Genomic DNA, 19,670 nt, shown 5'->3' on the forward strand with positions numbered 1-19,670 from the left:
AATGCCTGTCCACGATGTTCCGACAATCTTGCTCAACACTACTCACCGAAATAAAACATGCCTGTCCATGCTAATTCAATGCCTGTCCACGATGAGCTGACTTAGACCACGGGTTCTATTTACTGATCGTAACCAGGGCTAACTTTGTCTAATTTGCGCAAAATTCCTGGCCATGCCAAAGCACCACCAACGGAACGTGTGACTTGTTTCGCCTGAGCTTGAATACCATCTAAAATGGGATCTGGAATTTTAATCAATGGCTGTCCTGTTGCCTGTGCCTGTAGTTGAATTTCACAGGAGCGTTGCAACAAAAACATATACAAAAACGTGTCAGCTACGGTTTCACCACAAGTTAATAAACCATGATTGCGCAAAATCATAAAGTTTTTATCAGCCAAATCAGTAACTAGGCGTATTTTCTCATCGGGATTAAGGGCAACCCCTTCATAATCATGATAAGCCAATGAAGACAGAGGGAATAAGGATTGCTGGCTATAAGCCTGTAGTCCACCTTCAAGGGTTGAAAGCGCAACGCCAGCAGTGGTATGCAAATGCATTACACATAAAGCGTCTTCTCTGGCCTCATGCACTGCAGAGTGAATCGTAAATCCAGCAGGATTAATATTATACGGCGAGTCCATCACTATCTTTCCTTGCAGATCAACTTTGACTAAGTTGGAAGCTGTCACCTCGTCAAACATTAAGCCATACGGATTAATTAAAAAATGGTGCTCTGGTCCAGGTACACGGGCGGAAATATGGGTAAACACCAAATCATCCCAACCATAATGGGCGACGATACGATAACACGCGGCTAAATTAACGCGCATTTGCCACTCTTGCTCACTTACTAATTCTTGAACTTTGGAATCCACTTTTACGCTCCGATATTACATTTTAATAACATTTGTACACTCTAAGGTATATTTACAGGTTAGACTGTCGTCTATTTGACAGTTTCAATGGAATAGCAATGGATAATTCAGAGATAGAGTATCTTTTCAAACACAACAATTGGCTCGATCAGTTGCCTATTGATGTCATTCAAGCATTAATTTCAGTGAGTAAAATAAAGATGCTCAGCAAAGGGCAAATATTGCATGCTAAAGGCGATAGTGCAGACGGAATTTATTGTATTCTGAAAGGAAAAATTCGAGTTAGTAACGTCAATTCACAGGGTAAGGAAATGGTTCTCACTTGGCTGGAAAGTGGGACTTGGTTTGGTGAAATATCGATGTTTGACGATTTGCCTAGAAGCCATGACGCCCATGCGGATGAAACCACCAGCTTGCTGATGATCCCCAAACTAACATTTCAGAATTTACTGCAAAATAAACCACACTTCTATCCGCATTTTATGCGTATGTTGTGTCAACGTATCAGAGTCACGTTTAATCTAATCGACGAAACTGGCGGTTTATCTTTATTGGGACAATTGGCGCGCCGAATTATATTACTGGCCAACGGACTTCATAACAGCAACCAAAATCAAAAAAGCAAACGGATCGCTATATCGCAAGAATCATTGGCACATATGATTAATAGTTCGCGGCAGACAGTAAATAAACTATTGAATGAGTTGAATCAAAAGAAAATTGTCAAAGTTGACTACGGGACAATAGAAATTATAAATATGCAGGGGTTAGAAAGACTGTGTGAAATATAATGAGCAAGGTTACACCCTGCTCATTATACAAATCATTAAGCTTCGTATTTTTTCAAAACTAATGTGGCGTTAGTACCACCAAAACCAAAACTATTCGACATAATAGTATTGAGCTTAGCTTCTCGTGGTGAAGTCACCACATCTAACCCCTCAGCGGCTGCGTCCAAATTATCAATATTAATAGATGGTGCAATGAAGTCATTTTCCATCATCAAAATACTGTAAATAGTTTCGTTAACCCCCGCTGCACCTAGCGCGTGACCAGTCATAGACTTAGTTGAGCTAATTGCTGGGCTTTTACCACCAAACACTTCTTGAATGGCTGCTAATTCCTTAACATCACCCACTGGTGTAGAGGTACCGTGAGTATTTAGATAATCGATTGGTGTATCGACATCTTGCATTGCCATTTTCATACAACGCACTGCGCCTTCACCTGAAGGGGCTACCATATCCACACCATCAGAAGTGGCACCATAGCCTACAACTTCAGCGTAAATTTTAGCGCCACGGGCCAAAGCATGTTCAAGTTCTTCAACCACGACCATGCCACCACCGCCAGAGCTGACAAAACCATCGCGGTCAGCATCATAGGTGCGTGACGCGACTGACGGATTGTCATTATATTTAGATGACAATGCACCCATAGCGTCAAACTGCACGGATAAGGTCCAGTGAAGTTCTTCACCACCACCAGCAAACACAACATCTTGTTTGTTTAATTGAATCAACTCTAACGCGTTACCAATACAATGGGCACTGGTAGCACAGGCTGAAGCAATTGAGTAATTAATCCCTTTGATCTTAAATGGCGTTGCCAAGCATGCAGAAACAGTACTAGCCATCGACTTGGTAACCATATAAGGACCAACGCGCTTAACCCCTTTCTCACGCAAAATATCAGCAGCATCAACCTGACTTTTAGACGATGCGCCGCCAGAACCAGCAATAATACCAGTTCGAATGTTAGACACTTGATCTTCAGGCAAACCTGAATCTTCAACAGCTTGCTGCATTGCAATGTATGCATAAGCCGCTGCGTCACCCATGAAGCGTAACTGTTTACGATCTATGTGCTCTTTAAAATCAATATCTACCTTTCCCCAGACCTGTGAACGCAGACCCATTTCCGCGAACTCATCTGAAAAGGTGATGCCTGAACGACCTTGTTGCAAAGATTCCAGAACTTCTTGCTGGTTATTACCTATGCTAGAAACAATGCCGATACCTGTTATGACTGCTCTTCTCATTTTTCACCTTTTTTACGATTTAGTCGAAAAATTTTTCGCATATAATAATGATTTTACAGACTTAACTGGTCTGCTCTTCTGCTAAATGAAATAATGTATTCAGTAATGCTAGCATGTGAATTACTAAGTTACCTAAAAATCACTATTTTAAACACAATTAAAATTAAATTTAGTTATCTCAACAATTCAAAGATGAATTAAGGACACCCGTTGACTATCAAACCTGCCAAAATTGTATATAACTCAGATGGTACTCCCGTGGCAGAAGATTTCGACGATGTGTATTTCTCTAATCACAATGGCTTAGAAGAAAGTCGATACGTTTTTTTGAAAAACAATCAATTGCCGGAAAGTTGGACAACACACAGTCAAAGAAGTTTTGTAATTGCTGAGACTGGTTTCGGCACCGGTTTAAATTTTTTGGCCACTTGGCAGCTATTCGAACAATTTTCCCTTCATTCAGAAAAATCTGAACCTTTGTGTTTACACTTTATAAGTTGTGAAAAATTTCCAATACCCAAAGCTGATTTAATCACTGCTTTAGATAAATGGCCAGAACTAAAACAGTACGCTACGCAACTAATTGACCAATACCCGGATTTGGTTGCTGGTTGCCATCGTATGAGCTTTGCCCAAGGGAAAGTTATCCTAGACCTTTGGTTAGGAGAAGCTACCGAGGTTTTTTCAAGTATGCACAATCAACCTCAAGGTCTCGTAGACGCTTGGTTTTTAGATGGATTTGCACCGAGTAAAAATCCTCAGATGTGGAACTCTGATCTCTATCAACAAATGGCAAGGCTGAGCAAACAAGGGGCTAGCTTTGCCACTTTCACCGCTGCTGGAATTGTTAAGCGAGGTTTAGCCGAACAAGGGTTTGAAGTAAAAAAGGTCAAAGGGTTTGGGCGCAAACGGGACATGTTAGTGGGTCAGTTTAACCAGGCTGGCGTTAATCGCCGATCTAGTCGCTATTTCCAACGCCATGGTATGCAACTCACGTCAGCGAAAAAACGCTCCATTGGCATCGTGGGAGGCGGCATAGCTGCTGCGAATTTAGCCCTATCACTTATCCAAAAAGGATTTCAAGTGACAGTCATGTGTAAGGACGCTAAATTGGCCCAAGGCGCTTCAGGTAACCCCCAAGGCGGTTTTTATCCACAGCTCAACGCAGAAGCGAATATTTCCAGCCGTATTCAAGCATTATCGTTTGGTTTTGCCTGTCGTCGATACCGACAACTGCTAAACCAAGGCTACCAATACGCTCACCAATGGTGTGGCGTATTGCAAGTGGGATTTAATCCTGCGGTACTAAAGCGCCAGCAAAACCTATTGCAAAATGGCATTTGGCCAGACACTTTAATAAATTACAGTGATGAGCAAAACTCCACTCTCGTCTCCGGCCTAGACTTGCCCTACGAAGGATTATTTATTCAACAAGGGGGATGGTTAAGTCCACCAGATTTAGTCAATGCAATGTTTAAATGTGCACAAGAGCGAGGTCATTGCGACATTCTATTAGATGCAGAAGTCTCACATATTACTAAACAAGACGAGCAATGGGTTGTAGACCTTCCTGAGAAGTATCACAGTCAGTGTAAGACATTTGATGGGTTAATTATTGCCACAGGCTCTGATATTCCACATTTTACGTACTGTGATGCAATTCCTTTCCAGTTAGTAAGAGGACAGGTTGAAGCAATTCCAACCCAACCACCGTTGGATAATCTGCGAACAGTTTTATGCCACAAAGGTTACATGACACCTGCTTTGGATGGGTTTCATGCTTTAGGGTCCACCTATGTCAAACAGGATACCAGTCAGGTTTATAGAGAAAAAGAACAAGCTAGTAATTTAGACATGCACAAAAAAGCCTTAGCAAAAACCAGTTGGGCAGAAGGTATTTATGCACAAGAAACAGGACGGGCGGCGATTCGCTGTTCCTTACCAGATCACCTTCCAGCAGTAGGTGCAGCGTTTGAATCCAGTCAACAAGCACAGCAATTTAAGCATTTATACAAAGCGTTACCCATTGAGCATTATGAAGATGCAAAGGATTTAGGAGGATTATTTATTTTTGCAGGTTTAGGCTCAAGAGGATTAACCACCGCCCCTTTACTGTCAGAGCTATTGGCATCGCAGATTAGTAATGAACCACTCCCAATGGCTAATCAGTTGCTCGATGCGCTTAATCCAAATCGGTTTTTAATTAAAAATTTAATCAGGCGGATTTACGATTAAATTGAAAGTTTAGAGCTTATTCGCCGACTAAAACATATTCCGGCTGCAAGGATTTCACAACAAAATTGGGGATAAGTACCGAAGCACTAGAAACCACAATTTTAGAATCCATGGAGATAATTCTCGCATTCACACGAACTCCCTTTTGATTGCGAACCAAGGTACCTGACAAGATAAAATCTAGCCCTAACTGGTTGGACAATTTTCGCGCATCACGACTAAACACCATGTCTCCGTTGGCCCCAACACCTATGTAATCGGTAGTTTTAAAATCGATTACTTGCACACCAAACCCTTGCACTTCTACAATCAACATTTCAGCCAATTGATTGCCTAGTACGCTAGTGTGTTTTAACGTATTGTCGAAGTTTACAAAAGATGCAATCCCCACTTTACTTTGGGTGTCTAATTGTCGGCCATTTCTGACCAGCTCCATAGTCAACTGCTCAGCATAGTCAGCTAGAGATTTGTGGGTGTACGCGGGTTGATACAAGGAGTTAGGGGCACGATAAATTGCCCTAGACTGCTGCTCACTTTGCAAATTTGAATCCTTCATCCGCTGCCTCGAGTCAGCACGATAAACCAATCCAGTGTCAGGATCTGGGGACATATCGACCTTTACAGCAGGTGCTTCGGGAGGAGGTTCAGGAGTCGAGAACCAGTTAGCAAATGCATTTTCAGTCGAAGCACAGCCGCTTATCAACAAGCATGTGCAAGTCAATAAAACTGGAATATTTTTAATGCACTTCACGGCTCTATTCCCCTTGGGTTAATTGCACACCATCAACCATATTGTGTTCACTTGGTAATAAAGCATCTACCACGTAAAACGGCATCAGCATTTGTGCACTTGCCACCACGGCTTTACTTTTTAAACCAAGTATCCGTGCATTAACAATGTATCCACCTTGATGCTTAGTCAAAGTACCCGTTAGGATATATTCGATTGGAGATTGCTCTGTTAACTCTAAAAAATCTCTGCTTAGCAAAAAGTCTCCATGTTCGGTAACACGAATATATTCAGTGGCTTTGAAATCAATCACGGGAATCCGAAATTTGTGCAATTCATGCATAAAAGACTCGGTGAGTTGAAATCCTAAAAGGTTACTTCTTTGCAGGTTACTGTCGATTAGCGCAAAATTAGTCACACCAACGGGAGTTTTATCGGTTATGTACTCCATGTTAGAAATCAAATCTTGGGTCATGTTTTGCACATAATCTCCAACATGTTTTGTTACCATGCGCGCACTAGTACCGCTGCCATTACCGTAAAGCGCGTCTGCCTGTTCACTGCCATATAAATCTGGCTGTGACGAGGTTGATGACTTTGTATTGTCAGTAGATTGCATAGCAGGATCAGCAACAATATTGACTACCTGCATTTGCGGTGTCATTTCCGTTTTAGAGTTATTCTCAGGCTTTTGTGAGTCTGACTCTCCAAATAAAGAAAAGCTTGAACAACCTGACATAAGTAAGGTGGCAGTGAATAATAATATTAGTTTAGTCACTTAAGACTCCTTTATTTAAGAACCTGTGCGATAAATCATGCCACCTCTCATGGTGACTTTTTCTCTTTGCCAAAACAGTTCTGCAGGAAAAAATTTAGTTGCCGAAGCCACAACATCTTTAGTTTCCACGTGAATAATTCTCGCATTCACGATAGCCCCTTCTTGCTGTTCGGTAATAGTACCGGCAATATAAAAGTCTACATTTTGCAATGGCGCCAATCGAGAAACGTCACGACTTAAGGCGTATTCTGCTTCTTTCGTTACTAATATATCGTTTGTAATCTTATAGTCTTGAGTAATAAATCCACGACGACTCGCTTCAGTGACCATTCCTTCCGATAATTGATGCCCTAAAAGCATCAACGGATGCTGATAAGTTTTATCAAATTGCAGATTGGTCACAGGCACAAAGCTCACCACAGCATAGCGATAATCGCGATTGGTGGTCACACCTGCAAACAATTCATTGGCGAGTATTGACGTGTGATATTCAATGTTGCCAAGTGCCGGTAAAGATTCTTCATATTGCATTTTCGGCTGATTTTCAGAATCCGACATAGAAGAACAGCCTGTCAAACACAAAGCTAGAATCGTCCATACACAGCCATGCAGTTTTTGTTTTTTTAGAATCTTCACACTCTACTCTCTTGGTCTTGGGCATTCAGCCATCAATTATCTCAACAATAGATGATGAGATATTTTTCATCATCCATTGTTAACATGCGCAAAGACATGCTGGTTAATAGGCTCAAAAGCAAATATTAAGCCATTTCATAAATGGCCGTGCATCACACTCAATTCAGCTATATATGATGTATGTTTGGTAAGATAATCTAAAAAAACGGCAATGAATCACCTTTTAGCGGCAAAGTTTAGGCGAAATCGAAGGTGGTTAACCAAGAATTTGAAGAGTATTAAGCGCTTTTCAAGATGGACTGCCACAACATCAACACTTTTTGCTGATCCTCTGGTTCCAGCTCCTTTTGCTCAAAGGCGCTGTTTAAGTTTTCAGATAACAAGGTATCTAAGGTTTCGATATTGGCTTGCTCACTGCTTAGCGCTTGACTGACAACGAGTGAAAAGTGGCCATGCAAATAACCAGCAATAAAAAGTTCGTCATCGGTGCCTGTTTCCACCACTCCATCTAACTGAGATTCGGCTTGTTGAATAAAATTTTCTAATTGCTGGTGCGACACTACGATAACTTCCTATTGATAATGATAAATATTGTAATTTTTAAGTTTCTGCAATTGGATATAAAACCTGGTCACGATAACCGGTTATCACCGGAATTAACCCTGATAACTGGGCATCCAACTTAGTATCCCCTGAGTCACTAATTAATGGCCGACCTTGCAAAGATTGCAGTTTAGTCTTAGTGGCGACTATATTGATATTTTGACGTCCGATAGTATTGACTACTTGCGGACTAAGTTGTTGATTTCCTCGTCCAAAGATATGTCCTTGACCACCGATTAATGTGATCACCAGTTTGCTGGGTTTATCCTTAATGAATTCTAAAATATCTTGTTCAGTTGCATCTTGATGGACTAATTGCTGGTCGATCACTATATCAACGCCCAACAGAGTGTTTTCCAGTCCTAACTCATGCATGATGGCGGCTACTGTTGACCCCGACCCCATCACGAATACAGTCTCGGGCAAATCTTGCATCAAATCTATAATCTGCGCGGCAATATCAGTTAACACTAACTCTTCTGATTCCTTGCCGCCCATTTTAACAGCTTGAACATAACGCAACTCAGTGGGGACTCGCATTTCGCCATAATATCGTGCACTCACTCGGCCTTGGCGAAACTGCTCCTCGTCGATATCTTTCACTTCAGCTTCACTCAAACTGACGATTTCCCCTTGAATCAACATATTCACAACCCGACCGGCAGATTTAGGTGTGATGGCGTAAACACCAGAATGAATTTTACAGCCTGCGGGCACGCCTAACACTGCGACGTTATCAGCGACAGTGTCATAAATATTACGGGCAGTTCCATCGCCTCCAGCGAACAGTATTAGATCCACATTAACATCGAGCAAACAAGCGGCGGCCTGTTGGCTATCAAACGCCTCTGTTTGAGAGGTTTCTGGTGTATATATTACTTGGGTGTTAAACCCCATTGAACGGCTTAGGTCTTCGCCCATTTCTCCTGCTGCCGTGTAGATAGTCAGATTTTCTTTGTGCGTTAATAATTCTTCCAGTGCTAACTTTGTTTTTGCATTGGCGCGTTTTTCAGCCCCCATTGCCAGTGCTTTTGCTCGGATTTCGGGGCCATCACTGCCTTTTAACGCCAGCGCGCCACCGATTCCCGCATAAGGATTGATAACCAGACCTAATTTAAAATGTCTCATGCGCTTAATCTATTTGAGTGGCAATGAGAAACAATAATGGATTGCAAAGAAACCTGATAAAACGAACACAGCGCCTCAATCATCACCAGCGCCCTTGGTGGAAAACCATGTTGCTGATAGTACTCTAGTTGTAGACGCACTTTTTGTTGAAATGCAGCTCTGTCAGGCTGAACACCATTTAAATTGTCCGTACTGACCTGGAAGGGGAAATTCGCGGCTAAGCTGAACGCCCACTCAATTGCTTGAGGTTTTATTTCAACTTGTTCGAATGCTAGTTGCTGCTGTTCGTCACGACCATCTGGACAGTACCAATAGCCATAATCTTCTAGTAGTCGCCTTTGCTTACCCGCAATGCACCAGTGGGCTATTTCATGCAAACCACTGGCAAAAAAACCATTGGCAAAAACTACCTGATGATAGTCAACCTGTTCGTTGGCGGGCAAATAAATCGGCTCACTTTCCCCTTTAATTAACCGCGTATTCTCGCTTTTTTCGAAGCACTGATTAAATATGTCAATTAAGTCACGATAGTGATGCACAAATTATCCGAAACAAGGTTGCAATTTAGAGGGCTATTGTAACCAATTGCAACTGGGTAACTCAACCACCATCAACGCTTGTCTTCAATTGATGTATTTAGTTATTGTTATAAAAGCTGGTTTAAGACAAGCTAGCACTTAAGGTTAATAACTTAACAGGAATGAATATGAATATACTTCGCATGAAAATTTTCGCGCTAAGCACAATCGTTTTATTCTTTTCATTGATTTTCAGTGGACGGGTTTCTGCTATCGATGTAGTCGCCACCGCCACTCCTCCGATCATTGATGGCGAAAACAATGAAGCTCAATGGCAAAAAGCGAAATGGTTGCCAATTGACCAAGTCATTATGGGCGGTCCGTTAAGTAAACAAGACTTCCAAGGTCAGTACCGATTGCTGTGGGACGCCAACAAGCTTTATTTACAAGTTGAAATCGTCGACGACCGCTTAGTCGATTTTAATGCCGATCCCTTGGATAAATATTGGGATGACGATACCTTAGAAATATTTTTGGACGAAGACGCATCAGGCGGTAATCATCAGTATTCTTATAACGCGTTTGCTTACCACATCGCTTTAGATAACCAAGTTGTTGATATAACGCCAGAGCGTACTTTTGCGCTATTCAATGATCACATAGAGAGTCGCTGGAAAAGAGACGTCAATGCACCTCATAAAATTATTTGGGAAGCAGCAATTTCGCTCTATGCAGATGATTTTGATCCAACCAAGTCTAACTCTCCTGTGAGTTTAACTGCCGGTAAAAAGGTCGGCTTCATGCTGGCCTACTGCGATAACGACAACAGTGAAGTTCGCGAGCACTTCATTGGCTCAAAAGATGTTGAAGCAGTAAATGGCGACAAAAACCGGGGTTGGATAGATGCCAGCGTGTTTGATACTTTAATTTTGAGTGAATAAGAAAGTTATGAGTTTAATTTTGGATAATATTATCCAGCACCTTCACCATGCCAACGATATGCATGAGCATACCATTGAGGCTAATCTGACTGAGCCGTTACGGGAGTTGCAACATTGGCAAACCAAACGGCTTTTAGCTACCCATCACGATTTATGGGAAAGCAAACGTTTTCGTCCCGCAATGAGTTTCTTCATTGATGAATTATACGGGCCGCAGGACTTCAGCCAACGGGATCAAGAGTTAGCCAGAGTCGTACCCAAAATGGCCAAGATAATCCCCAAACAAGCTTTAGAATCTTTAGAGGCTGCCCTACGCTTGAATAGTTTATCCTTGGAATTGGATATAGCCCTAACAGAACAATTATCGACAACGCCTGTTTCTCGAGAAAGTTATGCTCAAGCCTACTTAAAATGTGACAACGAAGCTATGCGTGAAGAGCAAATAGTGCTACTTGAAAGGTTAGGCGTGGATTTAGCCGACGTGGTAAAAATTAAAGGTATTTCAACCTTATTAATGTTGTCGCGTAAGCCTGCTAAAATGGCTGGAGTGGAAAATCTTCATACATTTCTTGAGTCCGGATTTAAATCCTTCAAAAAACTCGGTAATGTGGATGAGTTTATTCAACCAATTATTACTCGAGAGCGGGCTTTAAAAAATGCGCTTTTTGCCCAACAACGTCCCAATCCCCTGCCCGATGTTGAGGTGTAATCATGTCACACGAGTCGATGATAGATAAAATTGAGACGCAAAAAACGGCGAACAATCAAACTGCTTATCAAGATAACTTCCAATGGCAGTTACCTTCTCCACACATTATGAAATGGATTATTGCCCCCGAGCAAATCGACCACTATAACCATGTAAATAATGTTGCCTATGTTTCGCAATTGGAGCGAGTATCTTGGTCACACTCGATGTCTTTAGGTTTGGATATTGGCATATATCAGCAATTAGACAGAGGTATGGCAATTAGTAAACATGTGATTGAATACCATGCTGCGGCCTTATTAGGTGATCATTTGCTGTGTGCAACTTGGGTAACAAAGTGTGATGGAAAATTAAAACTGTCTCGTCGATTTCAGTTTATTCGTGAATCGGATGGGGTCACTGTATTGACGGCTCAAACGGACTTCGTGTGCATCGCTTTATCGTCAGGAAAACCCAAACGTATGCCCATTGAATTTAGCGAGACATATGGCAACGTATGTTTATCCAGTGAATAAATTGTATTTAAGGGCCACTGAGCAATGAGCAAATATTGGGCTATTTTTGGTTTGTTATGCTTAGGGATTTCGGTGTCTTTGAATGTGTTTTTCTGGCATCAATTAACATCAGCGGAATCCACTGCCAACACGAATAATAGACCACAAAAGCAACAACCGTTTAGCGCCAATAACCGCAATGCAAGCAGCGATCCTTTGCTTGTTTCCGGTAGTGGAACTGCGGAACAACAACCCCTTGAACAAACAATCAATACGAACAAAAACAGTCAATATCAAAAAGCCATCTATTGGATTAAGCAGCAACTGGCCGCTGGCGAATTGGTAGATGCTAAAGAGGCGATACAAGCTTATTTGCGCAATCAACCACAAAATATTGATTACTTATTGCTAGAAGGACAACTGATTGCCAAAACGGCCTCCACGAGCGAAGTATTGGCCCACTATTATGGGTTGCTAGACTTGCCCTTAGAAACTGAGCAAAAAGCCCAAGTACTTGCACTGATTACCGATCTGACCAACACTAATATTAATAAACTCAAAGGCATTCGTTCTTGGGATGTACTGGCTACATTTCTTGAGCCGCTGTGGCAATTTGACCCAACTCGACGCTCCATTATTGTCGCACTTGCTGAAGCCTATGCTTATCAAAATCAGGAATTTCTGATGGAAAATGTGTTGGCATCTTTACAACAAGGTGATTTAGATGCTGCGCGAATACGGCAAATCTTAGGACAACAAACGACCGTCATCAATCACTCAGATCCTATTCAAGAGAAGGATCCACTGGCTGAAGACTATGAACGTAATATTAAATTGCGTTCTTTGGGTGATCATTACACTACCCCAATAATGATTGGCAGAAGCACCCACGAATTAATGCTGGATACAGGCGCAACAACAACGGTACTGACCTCGGAAGCATTCGATAAAATCTCCAGAAGGACGAGTTGGGAATATGTAGGAACCTATAAAATAAATACCGCTGGCGGTCTTTTTGATGCGCCAGTTTATCAAATCAAGCAAGTATTTTTTGCCGGTTTTCGACTGGATAATGTCGCGGTCGTGGTGTTACCTATGCCAGAATTTAGCTACGCTGACGGTCTTCTTGGTATGAACATTCTACGCCAATTCGACTTTAAGATTGACCAACAAAATGATCTATTGCTTTTAAACAGAACCAGTTCTTAGTTCAGGTTAAAAGGTAATATCTATTTCAGGTTGCTGTTGCTCTAATTCGAAATGTTCAATTTTGTTTTGAATTGCAAAATTTCGCAGGGTGAGTGTTATTCCCTGCCCCTTCATATTGCCACTAGATGGCTGAAAGGAACACAAGCTCAATAACTCTTCAAACTCATTAAGTGGCCAAAAGTAGCACTGTCTAAATCCAGTTAACAACAGTGCGTGCCCTGTATCTGTTTCCACGAAATGGGTTTTAGGGGTGACTTGCAAGTACTTGAAATACCCTTTAATTAAATCTGCGATTTCGGCTTTATGGGGTAACTTTGCAACAAAGGCGCTTAACCTGACTTTATCCCCCTTGTCCTGGGTCATCTCTTGTACTTGCTTAAAACTCATAGGTTGACCGTATTTTATAATCGCTTGATCTACGGTTTTATTGTAAACCGGCAAAATATCGAGATAGCGACTGGCAATCCGATAGGTCAGAGATACCTGATTCACAAAACCAAGATCTTTATCAAATAGTAACGATAGTGTTTGCAGAAGCTCGGATTCTAAATACGCTTGCCTAAAAATAATGTCTACTTTTTCACTGCGATTTCCACCAGAGATATATTGTACTTCGCCATTTTTGTTAATCAGATTAAGAGCTTGGCCCAATACATTATCGCCAATTCTGACATCACGAAGATCCATTTGCGAATGGACATTGAGATTAAGATTACTGTCAAAACGAGTTAAGCTGGACAGATTTTTATCATCTTGAGCAAAGACGTTTGAAACTAAAAGTGTACAGGCTATACAGATACTTCTAAGCATAATTAAACTTCACACTCTGGCTTGGTTGTAAAATCAGTGATTTTAAATTTGTAAATAGAGTATATACCCAAGTGAGGTCAAAATGCAGGTTTGTGTGCAGGCGGTTATTTGTGCGCAGTTAACTCAAGAATGTGATTGGCTGAAGAATTGAAATCAGTACGACATTTTTCTAGCACTAATTGCCAACAAGAAAAAAGCCGCTAGTAAGGCTGTAATGGCAGAGAAAATAAAGGCGTTGTAAGAACCAGCCCCTTGTTGCCACAAGTATCCAGATACGTAATTGCCCGCTGCCCCACCAAACCCGAATGCGATGCTGATATACAGCGCCTGTCCACGACTTTGGTATGCCTGTCCAAAATAGTCGTGGATGAATTTTATTGAAGCCGCATGATGCATACCAAAACTAAATGCATGTATGATTTGACTTGAAATAAGTATCCACAGGTATTCTGCTGCAACGGCTAACACATACCAACGAACCGCAGTTAGCCCAATACTGATAAATAAAATCCATTTAAGTCCAAATATTTTAATTAATTTTCCGGCCAGCAAAAAGATTACTATTTCTGCAGCAACAGCCAAAGCCAACAATAGGCCGGTGGTTTGGCCGCTGTAGCCTAAATCACGAGTATATAATGCAAAAAATCCGTAATAGGTTGCAAAACTAACTTGTAAAAAAATCGCACTGAGCATAAATAATATAAAAGGTATGGTGCTCGCTTTACGCCATATACTGCCTTGCGCAGGCGCACTTTTAACTGAACTGCGACCTTCGTAAATAAACAAAGTAGAAAAGAATAAACACAACAAAACCGCTGCGCTTACATAAATAGGGGCTTCTGATGAGCTAATGTCAATGGCTTTACCGGTAATGATGGTTAAGATGATAAAACCAACGCTTCCCCACAACCGAATACGACTGTAACGACTTGGATCACTGGCTACGCAATTGAGTGTTAATACTTCAAGCTGAGGCAAAACCGCAGTCCAAAACATCATCATTAAAGCAAATGCTAAAGTTAATCCCCAAAAACCATCCAGCCAAAACACCAGACAAAATGTTGCAACCGTGAGTAAACTACCTAAGCGTAAGATAGCTAGGCCTTTGCCTGATTTATCGGCCATCGAAGCCCAGAGATTGGGGCCTAGAATACGAGCAATTGTGATAAGCGCGAACAATTCGCCAATTTGTTGCGAACTGAAGCCTCGGCCATCCAAAAAAACACCCAAGTAAGGCACCAGAACACCCAACTGCCCAAAGTAGAGCAGATAGGTAATCGCCAACAAGATTAAATTTATTTTAGAATTTGCTTGCTTAACAGAGGAACTGGCTCCGGGCAATGGTGTTACGCCTGCCCGGGAATGATAGGAGTGATAGAACTGACATCTGCATTTTGTCCACGGTGCCGCAGTAAATGATCCATTAAGACAATGGCCATCATAGCTTCAGCGATAGGTACAGCGCGGATCCCTACGCAGGGATCGTGTCGACCTCTGGTGATAATTTCCGCCGCTTCTCCGTGAATATCTACCGAATCGCCAGGAACGCTGATGCTAGATGTGGGTTTTAGCGCTAAATGCACTATCACATCTTGACCAGACGAAATGCCACCCAAAATGCCACCAGCACGATTGGATTTAAACCCTTGCGGGGTGATCTCATCGCGATGTTCACTTCCCTTTTGCTCTACTACATCAAAGCCATCGCCAACCTCAACACCTTTTACTGCATTGATGCCCATCATAGCCGACGCCAAATCCGCATCTAAACGATCAAATATTGGCTCACCTAATCCAACCGGCATATTTTTCGCGACAACTGAGACCTTAGCGCCAATGGAATCACCCTGTTTGATTAGATCTCGCATATATTCGTCGAGCGCATCCAACTTTGAGGCATCTGGACAGAAAAACGCATTAGTATTGGTCACGCTTTGATCAACAGTATCAATTTTTATTGGCCCTAATTGTGACAAATAGCCATGTATTTCTATGCCATGCATTTGTTTCAGGTACTTTTTAGCAATACCGCCCGCGGCCACACGAATAGCTGTTTCACGAGCAGAAGAACGGCCACCGCCTCGATAGTCACGTAACCCATACTTTTGCTGGTAAGTATAGTCAGCATGTCCAGGACGAAAGGTATCTTTAATTTTTGAGTAGTCTTGACTACGCTGATTTGTATTATTGATTAATAAACCAATACTCGTGCCCGTAGTTTTACCTTCAAATACACCGGACAAAATTTGCACTTCGTCGCCTTCTCGTCTTGCCGTGGTGTAGCGCGATGTGCCGGGTTTGCGACGATCCAAATCTATTTGTAAATCTTCTTCGCTAATTTCAAGGTTAGGTGGGCAACCATCCACTACTCCACCGATCGCGATACCGTGACTTTCACCGAATGTGGTTACGGTAAACAGCTTACCAAATGTATTTCCAGCCATATTTATTTCAATTCCTAACGTTAACTATGTGTAGCCCAATATGCTTTAAGCTTAGCTTGGTTAATAGCGAACACGCCACTTCCGCCGTGTTCAAATTCGACCCATTGAATATCTAAATCCGGGTACTTATGGTTCATATGCACTTCACTATTACCCACTTCCACGAACAACCAACCATTGGGATTTAAATGCTCTACTGCTTGACGGAGTATGTGATCAACCAACTCTAATCCATCATCACCGGCGGCTAAGCCAAGTTCTGGTTCGTGCTGAAATTCATCTGGCAAATCAGCCATATCTTCGGCATCGACGTATGGCGGATTACTAACAATCAAATCGTATTTTTGGCCTTGCAGTGCATTCATTAAATCTGACTTAATTGGAAAAACTTGTTCATTCAGAGCATGCTCTTGAATATTAATCTCGGCAACTTCCAACGCATCATCACTGATATCAACGGCGTCTACTTGCGCTTCTGAAAATTCATAAGCCAATGCAATCGCAATACATGCACTGCCTGTGCATAAATCAAGAATATGTTGTGGTTCAGTCTTTAACCACGTAGAAAAGTGTTGATTAATCAATTCAGCGAAAGGAGAACGGGGTACTAACACACGCTCATCCACATAAAAGGGCAATCCGCAGAACCAAGCTTGATTGGTCAAATAGGCTACAGGCACTTTTTCAGTAATACGCCTTTTTACCAATGCCAAAATCTGATTCTTTTCAGCCGTTGTCAGCGTTGAATGCAGCAACATGCGTATATCTTCTTCGGGCATATTTTGCGGTAAATGTAACACTTGAAGAGCAAGGGTAAGTGCTTCGCTCCAGGCATTATCAGTACCATGGCCAAAATATAAATCTGCTTGATTAAATTGGCTCATGGACCATCTTACTATATCCAAAATGGAGGTAAGTTCAGTTGCCGTGCTTTCCAAATCAATGGAGTCAATTGATGTCATATAAAATGGTCTTATTTAAGATGTTTAGTGCCAGTCAGTATTTTGCTATGCTTCAAACAAAATTGCCTGTCGAATTACGCATAAACCATAACAAAATATGAAAAAGCAGCCCAACAACCCACTTAAAACGTTATCTGTAGCATCGGTTAAACCAGTCGAGCCAGATGACCATTCACTGTTTAGAGGTGAATTTAAGGATGTTGCGCCAATTAAGCAGGACAAAATAACGCCTCCGCGTCCTTCCAGCAAGCAGATTTCGCATTTACAGCTTAAAAAGCAGCAAGAAAACCGCGAAACGAAACAAGCAATGGCGTCATTTCATTTTTCAGATGGGTTTGAAGCCTACTTTTCTGAGCAAGGACCACTGAAATATATAAAACCGGGAAAACCGAGTTATGAAGTAAAACGACTGCGACGGGGAGAATACCCACCGGATTTAATTTTGGATTTACACGGACTTACCAGAGAAAATGCAAAATTGGAGATAGCGGCATTAATTGTTGCGGCCAAGAAACAAAATGCGCACTGTGTTTGCATTGTTCATGGTCTTGGCTCACTGATTTTAAAAAACGCCGTGCCCAATTGGCTGGTTCAACATCCCGATGTCGAAGGTTTTCACCAAGCACCATTAGAATGGGGTGGCAAAGGCGCACTTTTAGTCTTAATCGAGCAACCTGAGTCGTTTAAAGATTTATACTGACTCGGCAAACAAACTTGAACCTCTGTTACTTTAGCTCAAAAAGCCGTGTTTTATAAATCCTGATTAGTATTGTGTAAAAACAAGTAAGTGTAATAAACACAAATTCCAACCACCACAGATAAACCTAATAGTGAGCCCCAAACGACAGGATCTTTTATTAATAATTCAAACATGTCTTTTTCCTCATAGCGATGTAATTTGATTAACTAATTTATGAGCTAAGTATAAGATCGAAGGAAAAAGTCGAACTGATCTGGATCAACAAATTAACCCATAATTTGGGAGCCTTTACATGAAGTGTCTGCAAAAAGCATCACCCAGAACTTTCAAAAACCAAAGACATTCCATAAACCATTGATACATATACACTTTTAAACATTGGAATGAATTATGCGATACATTAAATACCGATTCTAAACATACGTTTTTAAAGTACTAAGTAGGTAATTTATCATGTATCACTCACTCCAAAGCCAAGCAAGAACACGCCCTATCTACAATTACAGACACCCAGCGACCTCCCCTATAAACTCTGCTGTCAGTTCGCAGAACGAACGTATTAGTGTAGTGGGTATCGGTTTGATGGGGAGTCTACTCAGTGTTTCTTTTGCCAACAATGATCATAAAGTGATTGCGGTTGATATGGATTCTCGCAAAGTAAATGGTATCAACCAAAATCATTCACCCATTCAAGACGCCGAATTAGAAGCCGCTATAGTATCAGCGCGAAACAAGCGTAATTTGATTGCAACTAGCGATTTGCATAATGCAATTTTGCAAACAGAAGTGACCTTAGTCTGTATTGGGAAAATCGATTCAAAGGAATCAACTGTAGCCAAAAATATAGAAACTGTTTGCCAGCAAATTGGCGCAACCTTGGCAATCAAAGGTCAGTATCACTTGGTTGTGATTCATAGCAACTTGGAAACAACGAGTTGTGAGCAGCACTTAAAACCGATCATAGAGAAGTGGTCAAACAAGCGCTGTGGTAAAGATTTTGGTTTGTGCTATTTGCCCTTATATGTTGCTCACAAAAGCCAATATTCAACAGCCAAAATACATGATGGTATTTTGCAAGGCGCCCACGACAATAAAAGTGCAAATGCCGCTTCCAGGTTATTTTCCACCTTAGATATCGGATTGAAAAATGTGGGGGTCGCTGCAAGCCTGAATTCAGATTAAAAAATGAAACACCCAGAGTTAGTCAAATAACTTCCAAAACCAGCTTTTGTCTAACTCGGCTTCACATTTTTTAAGTTGAGTCGCGTAGCGCAGAGAACGGGCGTTGACCTTTTTAGCGACTTTTACTAACCAAGCTTTTTTATTGTAGGTACGCCTTTTGTAGCCCCCCCAACCTTCATGGTAGTTCAGGTATTGCGCGTACGCGTCCCACTTGGAAATCCCATTCACTTTATAGGTTTTAGAAATAAACCATCCCATAAAATCAATGGCATCATCAAAATCGTCGCGATCTGCACCGCTATTATTAGTTTCTCTAATGTAGTCAGACCAAGTAGGCGTCTTTGCTTGAGAATAACCATAAGCGCTACTTATTCTTCCCCAAGGAATTAAACCAAAAAATACGTAATCTCTGGGCGGCAATGCATCGTGCCTAAAGGAACTCTCCTGATACATCATCGCCATAGGAACATGTATGGGTACGCCCCATTTTTCATTCATATCTTTAGCAGCGTCGTACCAATGATCTTTTTCTTCGAAAATATTACAAATATTGCTGATATTTTTGGGAGGGGTGGTGCTACAGCCCACAAAAAATAAAGATATCGTAGCGATAAAGAAAGTTTTTATAAAAAAACTAGGAATTTTTGTGAACTTTCTCATTACTACTGACTCTAT

The 19,670-nt window shown here is 41.5% G+C and carries 21 protein-coding genes; 8 read left to right on the forward strand and 13 right to left on the reverse strand.

The window, feature by feature from the left end; genetic code table 11:
- Nucleotides 1-119: 119 nt before the first annotated feature.
- Complete coding sequence (locus tag Q4567_RS16550) at nucleotides 120-875, reverse strand: class II aldolase/adducin family protein (protein WP_216050214.1); 756 nt, start codon at nucleotides 873-875, stop codon at nucleotides 120-122.
- A 98-nt stretch (nucleotides 876-973) separates the two neighbouring features.
- On the opposite strand from Q4567_RS16550, the gene Q4567_RS16555 reads away from it, so the two are divergent.
- A complete protein-coding gene (locus Q4567_RS16555) occupies nucleotides 974-1,666 on the forward strand; it encodes a Crp/Fnr family transcriptional regulator (RefSeq protein ID WP_216050213.1) in 693 nt (230 codons plus the stop codon).
- A 35-nt stretch (nucleotides 1,667-1,701) separates the two neighbouring features.
- On the opposite strand, the gene fabB is transcribed toward Q4567_RS16555, so the two are convergent.
- Nucleotides 1,702-2,916 (reverse strand): beta-ketoacyl-ACP synthase I, encoded by a 1,215-nt coding sequence (gene fabB / locus Q4567_RS16560; protein ID WP_216050212.1) that lies wholly within the window; start codon nucleotides 2,914-2,916, stop codon nucleotides 1,702-1,704.
- Nucleotides 2,917-3,126: 210 nt separating this feature from the next.
- Here fabB and mnmC point away from each other — a divergent pair, with 210 nt between their 5' ends.
- Nucleotides 3,127-5,151 carry a bifunctional tRNA (5-methylaminomethyl-2-thiouridine)(34)-methyltransferase MnmD/FAD-dependent 5-carboxymethylaminomethyl-2-thiouridine(34) oxidoreductase MnmC gene (gene mnmC / locus Q4567_RS16565; RefSeq protein WP_303501149.1) on the forward strand — a complete coding sequence of 675 codons (2,025 nt, stop codon included), beginning with the start codon at nucleotides 3,127-3,129 and terminating at the stop codon, nucleotides 5,149-5,151.
- 16 nt (nucleotides 5,152-5,167) lie between these two features.
- On the opposite strand, the gene Q4567_RS16570 is transcribed toward mnmC, so the two are convergent.
- The 6 genes from Q4567_RS16570 to Q4567_RS16595 form a co-directional block, all read right to left on the reverse strand.
- Nucleotides 5,168-5,902 carry a FlgO family outer membrane protein gene (locus Q4567_RS16570; protein WP_303501151.1) on the reverse strand — a complete coding sequence of 245 codons (735 nt, stop codon included), beginning with the start codon at nucleotides 5,900-5,902 and terminating at the stop codon, nucleotides 5,168-5,170.
- Nucleotides 5,903-5,906: 4 nt separating this feature from the next.
- The gene (locus tag Q4567_RS16575) at nucleotides 5,907-6,659 is read right to left on the reverse strand and encodes a FlgO family outer membrane protein (protein ID WP_303501152.1); all 753 of its coding nucleotides are present in this window, start codon (nucleotides 6,657-6,659) and stop codon (nucleotides 5,907-5,909) included.
- Nucleotides 6,660-6,674: 15 nt separating this feature from the next.
- Nucleotides 6,675-7,295: a FlgO family outer membrane protein gene (locus Q4567_RS16580; protein ID WP_303501154.1), complete on the reverse strand. Its 621-nt coding sequence runs from the start codon at nucleotides 7,293-7,295 to the stop codon at nucleotides 6,675-6,677.
- 278 nt (nucleotides 7,296-7,573) lie between these two features.
- Nucleotides 7,574-7,855: a YfcL family protein gene (locus Q4567_RS16585; RefSeq protein WP_216050208.1), complete on the reverse strand. Its 282-nt coding sequence runs from the start codon at nucleotides 7,853-7,855 to the stop codon at nucleotides 7,574-7,576.
- A 40-nt stretch (nucleotides 7,856-7,895) separates the two neighbouring features.
- Nucleotides 7,896-9,026 (reverse strand): ATP-NAD kinase family protein, encoded by a 1,131-nt coding sequence (locus tag Q4567_RS16590; protein ID WP_216050207.1) that lies wholly within the window; start codon nucleotides 9,024-9,026, stop codon nucleotides 7,896-7,898.
- Nucleotides 9,023-9,565 (reverse strand): elongation factor P hydroxylase, encoded by a 543-nt coding sequence (locus tag Q4567_RS16595; protein ID WP_216050206.1) that lies wholly within the window; start codon nucleotides 9,563-9,565, stop codon nucleotides 9,023-9,025. The genes Q4567_RS16590 and Q4567_RS16595 overlap by 4 nt, the downstream gene beginning before the upstream one ends.
- Before the next feature lie 167 nt (nucleotides 9,566-9,732).
- On the opposite strand from Q4567_RS16595, the gene Q4567_RS16600 reads away from it, so the two are divergent.
- The 4 genes from Q4567_RS16600 (at nucleotide 9,733) to Q4567_RS16615 (ending at nucleotide 12,897) form a co-directional block, all read left to right on the forward strand.
- A complete protein-coding gene (locus Q4567_RS16600) occupies nucleotides 9,733-10,485 on the forward strand; it encodes a CBM9 family sugar-binding protein (RefSeq protein WP_252729375.1) in 753 nt (250 codons plus the stop codon).
- A 7-nt stretch (nucleotides 10,486-10,492) separates the two neighbouring features.
- A complete protein-coding gene (locus tag Q4567_RS16605) occupies nucleotides 10,493-11,194 on the forward strand; it encodes a hypothetical protein (RefSeq protein ID WP_303501157.1) in 702 nt (233 codons plus the stop codon).
- A 107-nt stretch (nucleotides 11,195-11,301) separates the two neighbouring features.
- On the forward strand, nucleotides 11,302-11,709 hold the full coding sequence (locus Q4567_RS16610) for a thioesterase family protein (RefSeq protein WP_252729404.1): 408 nt from the start codon (nucleotides 11,302-11,304) through the stop codon (nucleotides 11,707-11,709).
- 24 nt (nucleotides 11,710-11,733) lie between these two features.
- The gene (locus tag Q4567_RS16615; RefSeq protein WP_303501158.1) at nucleotides 11,734-12,897 is read left to right on the forward strand and encodes a TIGR02281 family clan AA aspartic protease; all 1,164 of its coding nucleotides are present in this window, start codon (nucleotides 11,734-11,736) and stop codon (nucleotides 12,895-12,897) included.
- Nucleotides 12,898-12,903: 6 nt separating this feature from the next.
- Here Q4567_RS16615 and Q4567_RS16620 read toward each other — a convergent pair whose 3' ends face one another.
- From Q4567_RS16620 to prmB, 4 genes are all read right to left on the reverse strand, one after another.
- Nucleotides 12,904-13,707 (reverse strand): hypothetical protein, encoded by an 804-nt coding sequence (locus tag Q4567_RS16620; RefSeq protein ID WP_216050203.1) that lies wholly within the window; start codon nucleotides 13,705-13,707, stop codon nucleotides 12,904-12,906.
- Nucleotides 13,708-13,860: 153 nt separating this feature from the next.
- A complete protein-coding gene (locus Q4567_RS16625) occupies nucleotides 13,861-14,994 on the reverse strand; it encodes an MFS transporter (protein ID WP_216050431.1) in 1,134 nt (377 codons plus the stop codon).
- A gap of 59 nt (nucleotides 14,995-15,053) precedes the next feature.
- Nucleotides 15,054-16,151 (reverse strand): chorismate synthase, encoded by a 1,098-nt coding sequence (gene aroC, locus Q4567_RS16630; protein WP_303501161.1) that lies wholly within the window; start codon nucleotides 16,149-16,151, stop codon nucleotides 15,054-15,056.
- A gap of 20 nt (nucleotides 16,152-16,171) precedes the next feature.
- Nucleotides 16,172-17,113, reverse strand: a complete 942-nt coding sequence (gene prmB / locus Q4567_RS16635; RefSeq protein ID WP_303501162.1) for a 50S ribosomal protein L3 N(5)-glutamine methyltransferase — start codon at nucleotides 17,111-17,113, stop codon at nucleotides 16,172-16,174.
- Between the two features lie 97 nt (nucleotides 17,114-17,210).
- Here prmB and smrB point away from each other — a divergent pair, with 97 nt between their 5' ends.
- Both smrB and Q4567_RS16645 read left to right on the forward strand, forming a co-directional pair.
- On the forward strand, nucleotides 17,211-17,813 hold the full coding sequence (gene smrB, locus Q4567_RS16640) for an endonuclease SmrB (RefSeq protein WP_216050200.1): 603 nt from the start codon (nucleotides 17,211-17,213) through the stop codon (nucleotides 17,811-17,813).
- Nucleotides 17,814-18,266: 453 nt separating this feature from the next.
- Entirely contained in the window at nucleotides 18,267-18,995 is a 729-nt protein-coding gene (locus Q4567_RS16645) for an NAD(P)-binding domain-containing protein (RefSeq protein ID WP_216050199.1), read from the forward strand.
- A gap of 18 nt (nucleotides 18,996-19,013) precedes the next feature.
- Here Q4567_RS16645 and Q4567_RS16650 read toward each other — a convergent pair whose 3' ends face one another.
- Nucleotides 19,014-19,655, reverse strand: coding sequence for a hypothetical protein (locus Q4567_RS16650; protein ID WP_216050198.1), 642 nt, complete (start codon nucleotides 19,653-19,655; stop codon nucleotides 19,014-19,016).
- Between the last annotated feature and the right edge of the window lie 15 nt (nucleotides 19,656-19,670).

Source organism: Aliiglaciecola sp. 2_MG-2023 (assembly GCF_030548145.1).
Classification (GTDB): domain Bacteria; phylum Pseudomonadota; class Gammaproteobacteria; order Enterobacterales; family Alteromonadaceae; genus Aliiglaciecola; species Aliiglaciecola lipolytica_A.